The sequence below is a fragment of the Leptolyngbya sp. NK1-12 genome, from assembly GCF_032598965.1.
Taxonomy (GTDB): domain Bacteria; phylum Cyanobacteriota; class Cyanobacteriia; order Elainellales; family Elainellaceae; genus Elainella.
The window spans coordinates 4,397,711-4,411,390 of sequence record NZ_CP053586.1; the positions used below are offsets into that span (position 1 = coordinate 4,397,711).

A 13,680-nucleotide genomic window follows, 5' to 3' on the forward strand; every position below is an offset into this window, starting at 1 on the left:
ATCGCCTAGGATGACGGCACTAGGCGTTTGCGCAAGGAGTCGGCTCGGCGCTTGGCGGTGGAGTTTTTCGGGTCAATCCGTAGGGCTGCTTCGTAGGCTTCCAAGGCTTGGGTCGTGAGTTGCTTTTTTTCGTAGGCAAAGCCCAAATTGTTCAATGCCGTCGGATAGTCGGGAAAAAGCTGTAGAGCTTCTTTGTATTGCCGAATTGCCAGGTCAAACTGCTCCTGAGCAGCATAGGAAAACCCCAGGGCATTGTAGACCAGCGCCTGATTTTCTTCCCCTTCTAGATCTTTGGCTTTTAGTGCCTTCTGAAACTGCGCGATGGCTTGACTGTAGAGGCGCTTATCTAGCAAAATGCTGCCCAGTTGATAGTATTCCTTTGCAGTGCCTTTTTCCTGATTCAGCTTATTTTGTAATCGGGATAAGGTGGATTCCGTGCGGCGGGTTTTGAGAATTTGGCGGAACAGAAACCAGGCCGCGAACGCCAATAAACCCACGAAAATACTTAGGTATATGATTGGCAACAAACTGTCGTCCATACGATCTAAATCAACGTTTCAATAAAAAAGCCTCTCTCTTCAGCCTACACCAGAAGCAGCCTTGCTAACGGCAGAGGGAAGGAGAGGAGAAAAAATAAGCAGCAGGGCAAATTGGGTTGAACGTCTACCCGGGCTGCTTAATAGGCATCCTGCAATTCGTAGAAGTCGGGCGAGATGTAGTCCTTGCGGAGCGGATAGCCGACCCAATCTTCAGGCATCAAAATCCGCTTCAGGTTGGGATGGCCTTCGTAGACAATGCCGTACATGTCGTAGCTTTCCCGTTCCTGCCAGTCAGCAGTTTTCCAGATCCAGTAGACCGACGGCACTTTGGCATCGTCACGCGGCACGAACACCTTGACTCGCAGTTCCTCGGGCCGATCGGCACTGTCGGAAACCTTGATCAGGTGGTAGACGCTGACCAAATCACCACCCGGACCCGTATCGTAAGCACACTGGCACTGCAAGTAGTTGAAGCCATAGCCGTACAGCGCGGTGCAAAAGGGCAGCAGAAACTCCCGATCCACCCGCACCACTTCAACGCCGAGGTGGTCGGGTTGCATCGCCTCATGCTCAAAGCCATTTTCGGTCAGCCAACGAGAGACTGGCCCAGCTTCGACAATCTGACTCTCACTTGCCTGAATCTCATCAGCCACGGTCTACTTCCTCCTTCTGCGTTTGTTGCTCTAGAGCCGCAGGAATTGGCATACCCATTGCTTCCATCAGTTCCTTCGGCGGAGCCTGACGCTCGCTGCGCTGTAAATACTTACCATCGTGGATCAGCGGTACGGAAAGCATATTGTGGCTGGTGGTGTAGTAGCGGTGGGTTTGGGCCACTTCACCCCGTTCAGCCAGTGACTCATTCGAGATCTTCTTGCGCAGCTTGATGATGGCATCAATGATGGCTTCTGGGCGGGGAGGGCAGCCAGGAATGTAAACATCCACCGGAATCAGCTTATCGACGCCGCGTACTGCCGAAGGCGAATCCATGCTGAACATGCCGCCGGTGATCGTGCAGGCACCCATAGCAATGACGTATTTCGGCTCAGGCATTTGCTCATAGAGTCGCACTAAGGCCGGAGCCATTTTCATCGTGATCGTGCCAGCAGTGATGATCAGATCTGCCTGACGAGGACTGCATCGCGGCAACAAGCCAAAGCGGTCAAAGTCGAAGCGGGAGCCGATCAGCGCCGCAAATTCAATAAAACAGCAGGCCGTACCATAGAGCAACGGCCAGAGGCTGGACAGGCGTGCCCAGTTGTAGAGGTCGTCAACCGTGGTCAAAATAACGTTTTCCGACAGGTCTGTGGTGACTTCCGGTCGCCCAATCGGGTTCAGCAACTGCTGCAACGTATTATCTGAAGTGGAAGGGGAAGGATTCATGACCATTCAAGTGCTCCTTTTCGCCAGGCATAAACGAGGGCAACCACCAGGATCGCAATGAAGATTAACGCTTCTACAAAGGCCAACAGCCCCAGTTGGTGGAAGGCAACGGCCCAAGGGTAAAGGAAGACGGTTTCAACATCAAAGACTACAAACACCAAGGCAAACATGTAGTAGCGGATGTTGAACTGAATCCAGGCTCCACCAATCGGCTCCATTCCGGATTCATAGGTGAGGCGACGCTCCACCCCTTTTCGTTTTGGAGCCAAAATCGAAGATAGAATAATGGCTGCCGCAGCCACTAGACTGCAAACAATGATAAAGACCAGAAAATAGTCGTACCCGGTAAGAACAAACACAATAGCCGCCGCTTAGTAGGGTTATCTCAGACAATGTTACCTGTTTTTTACATTATAGAAAATTGCCTAATCCTACCGTTTTGATAGAAAGGCGTTATAAACCAAATCAAAATCGCTAAAGGCAATGGCAATTCAACTAGCAGTTTTGAGGTTTGAGTTTTAAGTTTTGAGTTTTAGGGGCACAGCCTGGGCGTGGCAGTAGTTGTTGTCTGTGATAGGGCAGTCTGCCGAGAGTGCGTAGTTTTGTAACTTTGTCGGCACAAGTCCTGGACTTTAGTTTTTTGAGCCGCTGCACCAACCCAACTCAAAACTTAAAACTCAAAACTCAAAACTCTCAGAGTTTTCTTTCCAGGTTTGCCACAGATCCGGTCGGCGTTCGCGGGTGCGTTGGATTTGCTGTTGTTTTCGCCACTCGGCGATCGCTTGATGATTCCCTGACAGCAGCACATCGGGTACTTTCCAGCCGCGAAACTCGGCGGGGCGGGTGTATTGGGGATAGTCCAGCAGCCCGGCTTCAAAGCTTTCCAGCTTGAGGGATTCTTCCTTTCCGACCGTGCCGGGTAGGAGGCGAATCACGCCATTCAGCAGCGCCAGAGCCGGAATTTCGCCGCAGGTGAGGACAAAATCGCCCAGGGACACTTCCTGCGTCACTAAATGCAGCACCCGCTCATCGACACCTTCGTAGTGGCCACAAATGATCACCACCTGCTGGACATCTGTTGCTAGGGATTGGAACATGCGCTGATTCATGGGTTGCCCCTGGGGCGACATCAGCAGCACCTCGCGAGGAGCTAGCACTGGCAATGATTCGACTGCGGCAAAGATTGGTTCGGGTTTTAGCAGCATTCCCACCCCACCGCCGTAGGGTTCATCGTCTACTTTGTGGTGTTTGTCGGTGGTAAAATCGCGCGGGTTGACCAGATTAACCGTGGCAATCTGCTTCGCCAAGGCTTTGCCGAGCAAGCCAGAATTGAGCGGAGACGTAAAGAAATCGGGAAATAGGGTAACAATGTCAAAACGCAAAGTCGTCACAAATGTCGTCACAGAGCTAGAGTGACCAGCCAAAAGTTCTTATGCCATTATGGCGCTTATCATGGCGCGACCCGTGCCTCTAATTCTGCTGCTGCCCTTAGCTAGTCTCACCTACATTCATCGCCTTCAAGATGTGATAAGTAATCAGAAGCTGGGTCAGCGCTAGCGGATAACTTTGCAAAGTTTCGCCCGTAGTACCCACCACCTTACCAACATCTTGATTTCCTTCTAAGCTGCAAAACCTGCCGAGGTAGGGCACTTCGTTACAGAGAACACGCTCTAGTTCTCTCACCTGCTCAGCGGTAGCATGGCCGTCGATTTGTAATACATCAACTGGCTTACCCATATCCCGATCCAGTTCTAACCGAATTGCATTGCCCAGATGGTTGCCGTTTGCGCCCAAAATGTGGGTCAAATCCGGATGTGGAATCGTAGGACGCAGCACCAGACTTGCATTCAGCAGCAGGTCATCCTTGCCACCGCCGCCGTTAGGTGGGTAGAAGGTGACCACGACATCCGCCCATTGCCGTTGCGGACGAATGTAGGCTTCCGAGTCGGGTTCCCGTTTGCGGATTTGCTCGATCACTTCGGCTTCGGTGTAGCCACGTTTGCGGGTATCGCGTTTGATTTTCCAGGTGGCCCGCAGATCTTCTGGAGGTGCCAAATAAACTTTGATATCATAACTGTCCCGCATACCGCGAGTTGAATAGCCGAGTAGCCCCTCCACGATCACAAACCGATTGGGCTTGATATACTCTGGCGGATCAAAGCTGCCGGTACTGTGGTTGTAAATCGGCTTCAGGATAGGTTGGCCGGTGCGCAACAAACCCAGATGCTGCTGGATGATGTCGAGGTAGTTGCAGTCTGGATGCAGGGCTGAAATTCCCATCTCTGCCCGTTGCTTGCGGTCGTAGCGATGATAATCGTCAGTACAGATCACCGTTACATCGTCTTCGCCCAATACCTGAGCAATGCCCCTGGTCAAGGTGGTTTTACCAGCCGCGCTATCGCCAACGATGCCGAGGATAATTGGGCGCTGAGTCATAATTCCTCCGGGGCAGATGGTGGGGAGCAGTGAAAATTAGTTTCATCATTTTAAGGGGAATTGGGATCGCACAAGGTCAAGTTTTTTGAGGATTTGCTGAGAATGGGGATCGGCTGATTGACTAACAAACTCTGGATGCTGGCGGCTGAAGCCGCGCCTACACAGACCAAACCCGCCTCCGCGGATGACTCAACCAATCAGAATCAGCGTAGGCCAGCTTAATGGACCAACTTAATAGGCCAACTTAATTTGTATAGCAGCGGTTACTCTGCAAGAAGCCACTGGGCCTGATAGCAGGCAATCGCCAATGCGTCTAGAACCGCCATGGCTATAAAGATTTATCAATCAGGGAGATTGGACCAGGCTCTGCACCGCGTAACTTTATCGTAATAGTTTGAGAAAGTTCAAAATTTTCACGCTCATCCGTTTGAAGGGTCACTGCCCTAAGACTGCCCTAACTGTTTCATCCGTTGCCATACTTAACCCATTCGTAAAGTTTGGATGAAGCCTCGGTAAGTTTGGGCATAATGAGGTTGCTGAACTCGATGCATAGTCCATCAATCCTAGTGAACTCGTGACCTCTGAACCCTTTCTGTTTATTGATGACCAGCCCATTTCCACTGGGCAAATTCTCAACTACCTTCAGGCGACCCGCAAGCTCGATGCCTTCATCGGTGATATTGTGCGACAGTTTGTGATTGAGCGAGAGTTGCAAGCCCAGGAAAATGCTGGTGTGAATCCGGCAGTTGTGGAACAGGCCGTGGTTGATTTTCGCTTGAATAATCAGCTCACTGATCCGAATCAGTTTCAGCAATGGCTGGCCGAAAATGGTCTTACCTACGAGGCGTTCCACAATCAAATTGCCGGCAGCTTTCGGCTGAAAAAGCTCAAAGAAGACGTGACGGCGGCCAAATTACCGGAATACTTTATCGAGCGCAAGGTGTTTCTCGACCGGGTGGTGCTGTCGCGGATCATTGTGGACGACAAAGAGTTAGCCGAAGAGCTAAAAACCCAGCTTCAAGAAGGCGCAGCGTTTGAGCAGCTTGCCAGAGAGTACTCCTTGACCGACGATCGGATCATGAATGGCATGGTGGGTCCGGTCAGTCGTGGGACCATGCCCGATCTGCTGCGGGCCGAAATGGACCTGGCCAAACCCGGCGATGTGGTGGGTCCAATTGGGATGGAAGGCCGTTGGGGGCTGTTTCGTGTGGAAGCGATTTTGTCCGCGTCGCTGGATGATCCGCAGATCAAACAAAGCCTAGAAGATGAAATCTTCGAGCAGTGGTTGGCTGACAGGATGCAAACCATCCCGATTCGACTACAGGTGCCCGATTAGACTGCCGATTAGACGATAGGTGCATATAGGTTGCATACATGATTACCAACGATCTCCTCGCCAGCATTGATTGGGATAGCCCGCCCTTAAGCTGGTTGAGTGCGGCTCAGCAAATTCAGCTCAAAGACCAGGCCAAGCCTCACAACCATCGATTAGGCGAGGTGATCTGGTCCACCGAAACCGGCGGCAGTCAGTTTTTGATTGTTTCCGGCAATGTGCGGCTCGTGCCTGCCGAAGGTAAGCCAATTGTGCTGAAGCCGGGAGATTGGTTTGGCGATTTATTGGGATTGACCGATCTGTGGAAAGCCCGCACCGCCAGTAAGGAAGCCGTAGTGTTGGAGTGGGATGCCGCCGTTTGGGACGCCTTCGCCACGCCGGAAATTACCCAGTTCTGGGCCTCGCTGCGCGCGCGCTATCAGCCAGATTTTTCTGATGCACCGCTGCCGGTGACTGGCTATCCGTTTGTGTCGGGGCTGAACACGGCAGCCGCCTGTCTGACGATGCTGGCCCAATATCTGGAAACGCCCGTTCAGCAAGAGTGGGTGCAGCGACAGTTGCGCGGTCAGCGGCCCAAAAACGTGATCGATGCCGGCGAGAAGGTGGGCTTGCAGATGCGGCGGTTGCTAGTGAGCAACTGGCCTGATTTGCGGCAAATTACCTTTCCGGCCTTGCTGCAATGGCAACAGCCTGGACATTGGGTGGTGGCTTACGGCGTGCGGGGCGACCGGCTGATCATCGCCGATCCGATGCACCCCAACCAAACCTGTGAAAGCGTACCCCGGCCCCTAGTCGAGGAATCCTGGGATGGGCAGCTTTGGCAAGCCGAACTGATCCACAAACAAGAGCAGTTCAACCTGAGCTGGTTTTTGCCCGCCGTCTGGAAATTCCGCAATCTGCTCGGAGAGGTGCTGCTAGCCTCGCTCACCTTGCAGATTCTCGGTTTAGCCAGTCCGATTATCACTCAGGTGATCATCGATAAGGTGATGGTGCAGGAGAGCCTACCTACCCTGGATGTAATGGCGATTGCCTTGATTGCCGTTGCCGTCTTCGAGGCGTTCCTAGGCATCCTGCGCATGTTCATCTTCACCCACACCACTAATCGGTTGGATATGGCGCTATCGGCCCAGTTGTTTCGCCATTTGCTGCGGCTGCCGCTGTCCTACTTCGAGGCACGGCGGGTGGGAGACACGGTGGCACGGGTACAGGAGCTAGAGGAAATCCGTCAGTTTCTCACGGGTACAGCCCTGACCGTAGTGCTGGATAGCATCTTCTCGGTGGTCTATCTGGCGATGATGTTCTACTACAGTCCCAAACTCACGGCAGTAGCCCTAGCGGTGATTCCGTTGTTTGCCGTGCTGACGCTGCTGGCCACGCCAATTTTGCGCTACTGGCTGAACGAAACCTTTAACCGCAGTGCCGATAGTCAATCTTTTTTGGTGGAAACCGTCACCGGCATTCATTCGGTCAAAGCTCATGCCGCCGAAAAAGCTTCACGTGACCGTTGGGAAGGACTCTATGCCCGCTTTGTCCGCACCGGCTTCAAGGCCAGCACCACCGCCAATGTCAGCAACCATCTAGGGGATTTTCTCACCAGTTTGTCGGCCCTGCTGATTTTGTGGTTTGGGGCACAGTTGGTAATCAAGCAGCAAATGACGATCGGTCAGTTAGTCGCGTTTCAGATGCTGTCCGGGCATGTAACCGGGCCGCTGCTGCGCCTGATCCAGCTTTGGCAAACCCTCCAGGAAGTACTGCTAGCCGTTGACCGAATTGGCGACATCCTCAACGTGGCTCCCGAAGCCGAACCCGGTACCGGCCTCACCCTGCCTAATCTACGCGGCCAGGTTCAGTTTGATCAGGTATTCTTTCGCTACAAGGAAAGCCAGGAGCCAATTTTGCGCGGGGTTTCCTTCGATGCCGAACCGGGCATGTTTGTTGGGATTGTCGGACGCAGCGGTTCCGGTAAAAGCACGCTGTCGAAATTAATTCAGCGCCTCTACTCAGCCGAGTCGGGCCGGATCTTGATCGATGGCTTCGATATCAAAAGCGCCGATCTCGCCTCACTGCGGCCTCAGATCGCCGTGGTTCTGCAAGAAGACTTTCTGTTTAACGGCAGCATTCTGGAAAATATTACCCTGGGTAATCCAGACGTGTCCGCAGAACAAGTCGTAGAAGCCGCCCGCTTAGCCGTCGCCCATGACTTTATCTGTGACCTGCCCGATGGCTACGAAACCAACGTTGGTGAACGCGGCACAGCCCTTTCTGGCGGTCAGCGACAGCGGATTACCTTGGCGCGGCTGTTTCTCTCAGAAGCGCCAATTCTGATTCTGGACGAAGCCACCAGCCACCTCGATGCCGAAACCGAACAGCAGGTGCTAGAAAACCTGAAGCGGATTTCTAAAGGCCGCACAATGTTTTTGATCGCCCATCGCTTTGCCCCCCTGAAGCAGGCCGATTTGATTCTAACCATGGAAAAAGGCGTAATCGTCGAACGCGGGACTCATGAGCAGTTGATTAATCAAAAGGGACTGTATTGGTCGCTGTATCAACGGCAGCAGGCGTCGGTCTAGGAGAATAGTTAGGTGAACCACAGAGGCACAGAGGACACAAAGGAGGAGAGAGGGTCTGGCTTTTTGGATAGTTTCTGAATAAGAGGCTGTAGGTGGCTTCTGGCTCTCTATGCTTGCCCGCTCTTTCCTTCTCGCCGCTAAACTAGAAAAGGCGTTTGGGAGAAAATTTGCATGATGGAACAAGACGCACGGCAATTGATGCAGTCTGCTTACGAAAATCGCTATACCTGGGACAAGAATTTTCCTGGCTATACCGCCGATGTGCAGCTCAAGGTAGGCGATCAGGTGTATAGGGGCAAAGTCAAGGTCAACTCAAACTTGAGTGCCGAAGTCATCGATGTGGCAGACGAGCAAGCTAAGCAAGCGATTCAGGGGCAGCTTCAGGAAGTGGCAATTCACCGGATTCGGCGCAGCTTTGAAGACACCCATGGCAAAAATACCTTTGCTTTTGGCGAAACCGATGCCACAGGTGCGGCAGAAATTCTGGTTGGCGGTAAGTCCGAGGGCGACCGCTACAAGGTGCGCAACAATGAAGTTTGTATGGTGCATCGCCATATTCACGGCATTGTCGTGACGATTGACACCCACAGCAGCCACCAAACCGGCGAAGGTTATCTATCTCATCGATATCATTCGGTCTATCGTGATCCCAAAACCGGCGAACTAAAAGGCGAACAAGATTACGAAGATAATTACGAAAAAGTTGGCGATTACCAAATTCTGTCGAGCCGCACGATTCGTTCGATTGAAGACGGCCAGCCAGTCGTTTCAGAGTTTAGCTTCTCGAATATTAAACTGTTGCAGCCTGCCTTGGTGTAGGGTCTGCTTCTGGCCATAGCACCCTAGGGAGCCGAAGCGAGCCAATATTGTTCTCCAGCTTGCCGACAGCTCCCTGCATTACAGCACTCGGTCAAATGCTGAGTACGTTAAGCTGAAGCCATCTGCATCGACTCGTCAAGGTAAGGATAATGCTGCGCCATGACCCAAGCGCTTAAGCTCACATTTGAAGAGTATCTCCGCTTAGAACCAGGCAGCCTGCCAGACGGACAGTTTGAATATGTGGATGGAGCGTTAAAAGAGTTGCCGCCTGAAGCCCAACCCAATATTGCAATTGCCAACTATTTGTTTTTGCTGTTGGTCAATGCTGGCATTCCCTTTAATCTAATTTATCCCCATAGTGGCGAGGTCGAAGTGCCTGTGTTGCAGGAGGGAGATCCACGCACCCGCTTCCCCGATTTGGTGATTTTGCGTCAGGAACACTTAGCGCTCACCCAAAAGCGTCTCACCATTACCTGCGAAATGCCACCGCCTGTTTTAATTGCTGAAGTGGTGAGTCCGGGTAACGCGAACGAGCGGCGTGACTACAAGCGCAAACGCGAACAGTATCAGGAACTGGGCGTGCCGGAATATTGGTTGATCAATCCGGTTCAGCAAACGATTATGGTTCTGGCCGCGCAAACTGGCGTTTCTAGATTTGGTACGTTTCGAGGGAGTGAGCAGATTGTTTCGCTGCAATTTCCTGACCTGACGGCTGAGCAGGTATTGAATGCCGGAGCATAGCTGAAATACCTATGCAATCGGGGTTGATGATTTAGGGCGAGGGGGGGCGGAGTGCTGCCAGAACTCATCAAAGAGTTGGAAAAAGTACTCAAATCCTGTTTTCTCATCTGGGCAAGACAGCATGATCAGCTTAGCCCACGATGCCATTGAGCGAATGCCTAGTTTCTGCTGTAGCCAAGGCTGAAACTCATCATAAAAGCGTTGTTCTTGTTCGGTCAGTTCTAGCCCCATTTCGCTGCGGGCAAACTCATAGCCAACTAAAAACATGAATAAATCGCTAACGGCTGCTCTGCCCAGATATATGGCAGGCTTCGCTCGAATTTTCTCTAACGTGTTCAGCAATCCGCCCATAGTCAATGCTTAGCTTTACAGAGAATCTAACTCAGTCAAAATGAATTGCTGGCTAGGACAGTGAAAATCCTGTAACCACTCTTCTCTAGTCAGCCCTTCTGCTGATAGGTTATCAAATACTCGCCCGAACACTTCGACTCCATAATGAGTTCCATTCTCTGTAATTGACTCACTGGGGCTATAGCGGTCGCTAGCGATAAACAATTCACTTCGTCGCTTGGTTTTGAGTTGCAGAATTTTGAACTCGATTCCTTGACTAGCGAGCCATTGTGTAGCTGCAAGCACACATTTGTCGCATTCAAGCACTGAAAAGCCTGCCATAATTGCGCCAAGCTCATGCCAAACTTCTGCTTCGGATCGCTGGCTCACACTGGCAACATCCTACACCGCTGATGAATCTTGCCCTACTCTACTATGGCAACCGACACTTACAGCAAACCCAGTACTGCTGCGCTTCCTAACTGCGGTTCTGTTGCCTGAATAAGAGGAATGCTGCTAGAGAAGAAACTTCATCTTTTAGAATAGAAATACGCGATTTTCCGCAAGGTGAACTATGCAAACAATGGAATTGACGACCGATAACGTCGAAAAAGTGCTGGACGAACTGCGTCCTTATCTGATGTCAGATGGCGGCAATGTCGAGCTTGTGGAAATTGATGGCCCCATCGTCAAGCTGCGGCTGCAAGGGGCTTGCGGTTCCTGCCCCAGTTCCACCATGACTCTGAAGATGGGCATCGAGCGCCGCCTGCGGGAATTCATTCCCGAAATCGTAGAAGTAGAGCAAGTCGCCTAATCTAGCATCCAGGTCTAGCATCCAGGCTCGATTAATTGCGGGCCTACTTTTGTTTTGGATAAACCATAATTAATTTGCTCGAAACAGTCTAGGGAAAGCCACTTGGTTTTCCCTGTTTGCTTTTATAGCTGACTAAATATCCAGATACAACCACCCTCCCCAACCAGATCTACCCCAATTTCTCCCTACCCCCTACCCCCTACCCCCCACCCCCTACCCCTCACCCCCCTATGCCCTACCCGCTCTACGTCGCGTTCATCTGGCACCAGCATCAGCCACTCTACAAAAGCCGTCTGGACAATCAATACCACCTACCCTGGGTGCGGCTACATGGCACCAAAGATTACCTCGACTTGGTGCTGCTGCTCGAACGCTACCCGAAGCTGCATCAAACCGTGAATTTGGTACCTTCGCTGATTTTGCAGTTGGAAGACTATGTAGCCGGGACAGCCTTTGACCCCTACTTGTCTGTCGCACTGCTGCCTACCGAGAGCCTGAGTTGGGAACAGCGGCAGTTTGTGCTAGAGCATTTTTTTGACGCCCACCACCGCACCTTGATTGATCCCCATCCCCGCTATGCCGAACTGTATAGCCAACGTCAGGAAAAAGGAGAAGCCTGGTGTCTGAACCATTGGCAACCGCAAGATTACAGCGACCTGATGGCGTGGCACAACTTGGCCTGGATCGATCCGCTGTTCTGGGACGAGGCTGAGATTGCGGAGTGGTTAGAGCGGGGACGCGGCTTTACCCTCAGCGATCGGCAGCGCATCTACTCGAAACAGCGGGAAATTATCAGCCGAATCATCCCCCAACACCGGCAGATGCAGGAGACTGGGCAAATCGAAGTCACTACCACGCCCTACACCCATCCAATTTTGCCGCTGCTGGCGGATACCAATACTGGGCGCATTGCCGTACCGCAGATGAAACTGCCCGAACTGCGCTTTCAATGGCCTGAAGATATTCCTCGCCACCTCAGTAAAGCCAAGCAGGTGTATCGCGAACGGTTTGGCTGCGAACCGCGAGGACTGTGGCCCTCGGAACAGTCAGTCAGTCCGGCGATTTTACCGGATGTAGCGGCTGCCGGATTTGAGTGGCTCTGTTCGGACGAAGCGGTGCTGGGCTGGACAATCGATCAGTTTTTCCACCGCGATGCCACCGGAACCGTGCAGGAACCAGAGTTGCTCTATCGGCCCTATCGTTTAGAGACTGCCCAGGGTAATCTGTCGATCGTGTTTCGCGATCACCGCCTCTCAGATCTGATTGGCTTTAGCTACAGCGCCATGGAGCCACGCCGCGCCGCCACCGATCTAGTCGGCCAGCTAGAAGCGATTGCCCGCACGCTCAAATCTCGTCAGTCAGTACCAAGCGGTACGGCTCTGGAGCATCCCTGGCTGGTGACGATTGCCCTGGATGGCGAAAACTGCTGGGAGTTCTACGAGCAAGACGGCAAACCGTTTCTGGAGAACTTGTACCAGATTTTAAGCGAGCATCCGATGCTCCAACTAGTCACCGTCAGCGAGTTTCTGGATCGTTTTCCACCCACCGAAACGTTACGAGCAAACGATCTGCACAGCGGCTCGTGGGTGGATGGCAGCTTTACCACCTGGATCGGCGATCCGGCCAAAAATCGCGCCTGGGATTTGCTGACTCAGGCCCGTCAGGTTCTAGCCCGCCATCCGGAAGCCACCGAAGAAACCAACCCAGACGCCTGGGAAGCCCTCTACGCTGCCGAAGGCTCCGACTGGTTCTGGTGGTTTGGCGAAGGCCATTCCTCGAATCAGGATGCCATGTTTGATCAGCTGTTTCGAGAGCATCTCGCCAGTTTGTATCAGGCCCTGAACGAACCGATTCCGCCGGAACTGCGGCAAGCCGTAGAACCCCATTTCGGCGATGGCGATCGTTCGCCCCAGAACTTTATCCATCCGGTAATAGACGGGCAGGGCGACGAGCAAGACTGGAACCAAGCCGGACGCATCGAAATAGGAGGAGCCAAAGGCACGATGCATCGCAGCAGCCCGATTCAGCGACTCTGGTATGGCGTAGACCATCTGAATTTCTATCTGCGGCTCGACTTCAAAACCGGAGCCAAACCGGGCGTCGATTTTCCCTCAGAACTGCACCTGCTCTGGTTCTATCCAGACCACCCGATGCCGCTCAGCCCTGCCCCAATTGCCGAACTACCCGAAGAATCGCCGCTTGATTACCTGTTTCACCATCATTTAGGAATTAATTTGCTTACCCAGTCTCACTGGTTTCAGGAGGCAACCGAAATGTACCAGTGGCATTCTCGCCTCAGTCGGGCGCAGGTGGCGCTGGATTCCTGCCTGGAGTTGGCCGTTCCGTGGGCAGATTTGCAGCTCGTTGAGCCAGACTGGTCGCTACGGCTGGTGCTCATTTTGGCCGACGAGGGTCGTTATATTGATTACCTGCCCGAAAAAGCACTGATTCCGGTGAATGTACCGTAGATATATTCGTAGATGTATTGTCCAGGTCAAGAAATCTCTATCAGGGCAACCACCAACTTGATAATGGTGCAGTATCACTTAAAGTCACTTCAGAAACGCTGCAAGCATTTGTAGTTGGATTCGGGTTTTGTCTTGCCGACAAACGCCGTGGCTAGTTCAACCAAATTCACGGTTTTGACCCGAAACAGGTGGTAATTCTCATAAAACCCTCTTCCTGCACTATTTCTCAAGCTTTTGTCCTGTACTTAGA

General features: G+C 52.4%; 14 protein-coding genes. 6 read left to right on the forward strand and 8 right to left on the reverse strand.

Translation table 11 applies throughout. The features are described from left to right. Positions 1-5 precede the first annotated feature (5 nt). The 6 genes from HJG54_RS18760 to HJG54_RS18785 form a co-directional block, all read right to left on the reverse strand. Entirely contained in the window at positions 6-539 is a 534-nt protein-coding gene (locus tag HJG54_RS18760; protein WP_316430606.1) for a tetratricopeptide repeat protein, read from the reverse strand. Positions 540-676: 137 nt separating this feature from the next. Next, a complete protein-coding gene (locus HJG54_RS18765) occupies positions 677-1,192 on the reverse strand; it encodes an NAD(P)H-quinone oxidoreductase subunit J (RefSeq protein ID WP_316430608.1) in 516 nt (171 codons plus the stop codon). Continuing rightward, positions 1,185-1,925, reverse strand: a complete 741-nt coding sequence (locus HJG54_RS18770) for an NADH dehydrogenase subunit K (protein ID WP_035997458.1) — start codon at positions 1,923-1,925, stop codon at positions 1,185-1,187. Before HJG54_RS18770 ends, HJG54_RS18765 begins: the two co-directional genes overlap by 8 nt. After that, a complete protein-coding gene (locus HJG54_RS18775) occupies positions 1,916-2,278 on the reverse strand; it encodes an NAD(P)H-quinone oxidoreductase subunit 3 (protein ID WP_316430609.1) in 363 nt (120 codons plus the stop codon). Before HJG54_RS18775 ends, HJG54_RS18770 begins: the two co-directional genes overlap by 10 nt. A 318-nt stretch (positions 2,279-2,596) precedes the next feature. Continuing rightward, entirely contained in the window at positions 2,597-3,310 is a 714-nt protein-coding gene (gene trmD, locus HJG54_RS18780) for a tRNA (guanosine(37)-N1)-methyltransferase TrmD (RefSeq protein ID WP_316430611.1), read from the reverse strand. A gap of 97 nt (positions 3,311-3,407) precedes the next feature. Continuing rightward, positions 3,408-4,355, reverse strand: a complete 948-nt coding sequence (locus HJG54_RS18785; RefSeq protein WP_316430613.1) for a phosphoribulokinase — start codon at positions 4,353-4,355, stop codon at positions 3,408-3,410. A 574-nt stretch (positions 4,356-4,929) separates the two neighbouring features. On the opposite strand from HJG54_RS18785, the gene HJG54_RS18790 reads away from it, so the two are divergent. From HJG54_RS18790 to HJG54_RS18805, 4 genes are all read left to right on the forward strand, one after another. After that, positions 4,930-5,691 (forward strand): peptidylprolyl isomerase, encoded by a 762-nt coding sequence (locus HJG54_RS18790; RefSeq protein WP_035997465.1) that lies wholly within the window; start codon positions 4,930-4,932, stop codon positions 5,689-5,691. A 38-nt stretch (positions 5,692-5,729) separates the two neighbouring features. Then, entirely contained in the window at positions 5,730-8,258 is a 2,529-nt protein-coding gene (locus HJG54_RS18795) for a type I secretion system permease/ATPase (protein ID WP_316430615.1), read from the forward strand. Between the two features lie 171 nt (positions 8,259-8,429). Beyond that, the gene (locus HJG54_RS18800; RefSeq protein WP_316430617.1) at positions 8,430-9,077 is read left to right on the forward strand and encodes a DUF3386 domain-containing protein; all 648 of its coding nucleotides are present in this window, start codon (positions 8,430-8,432) and stop codon (positions 9,075-9,077) included. Between the two features lie 159 nt (positions 9,078-9,236). After that, positions 9,237-9,818 carry a Uma2 family endonuclease gene (locus HJG54_RS18805; RefSeq protein ID WP_316430618.1) on the forward strand — a complete coding sequence of 194 codons (582 nt, stop codon included), beginning with the start codon at positions 9,237-9,239 and terminating at the stop codon, positions 9,816-9,818. 9 nt (positions 9,819-9,827) lie between these two features. Here HJG54_RS18805 and HJG54_RS18810 read toward each other — a convergent pair whose 3' ends face one another. Further along, the gene (locus tag HJG54_RS18810) at positions 9,828-10,169 is read right to left on the reverse strand and encodes a hypothetical protein (protein ID WP_316430619.1); all 342 of its coding nucleotides are present in this window, start codon (positions 10,167-10,169) and stop codon (positions 9,828-9,830) included. A gap of 15 nt (positions 10,170-10,184) precedes the next feature. Beyond that, the gene (locus HJG54_RS18815) at positions 10,185-10,538 is read right to left on the reverse strand and encodes a papain fold toxin domain-containing protein (RefSeq protein ID WP_316430621.1); all 354 of its coding nucleotides are present in this window, start codon (positions 10,536-10,538) and stop codon (positions 10,185-10,187) included. Positions 10,539-10,731: 193 nt separating this feature from the next. Here HJG54_RS18815 and HJG54_RS18820 point away from each other — a divergent pair, with 193 nt between their 5' ends. Then, the gene (locus tag HJG54_RS18820; protein ID WP_035997475.1) at positions 10,732-10,962 is read left to right on the forward strand and encodes a NifU family protein; all 231 of its coding nucleotides are present in this window, start codon (positions 10,732-10,734) and stop codon (positions 10,960-10,962) included. A 230-nt stretch (positions 10,963-11,192) separates the two neighbouring features. Then, a complete protein-coding gene (locus HJG54_RS18825) occupies positions 11,193-13,430 on the forward strand; it encodes a glycoside hydrolase (RefSeq protein ID WP_316430622.1) in 2,238 nt (745 codons plus the stop codon). The last annotated feature ends 250 nt before the right edge of the window (positions 13,431-13,680 follow it).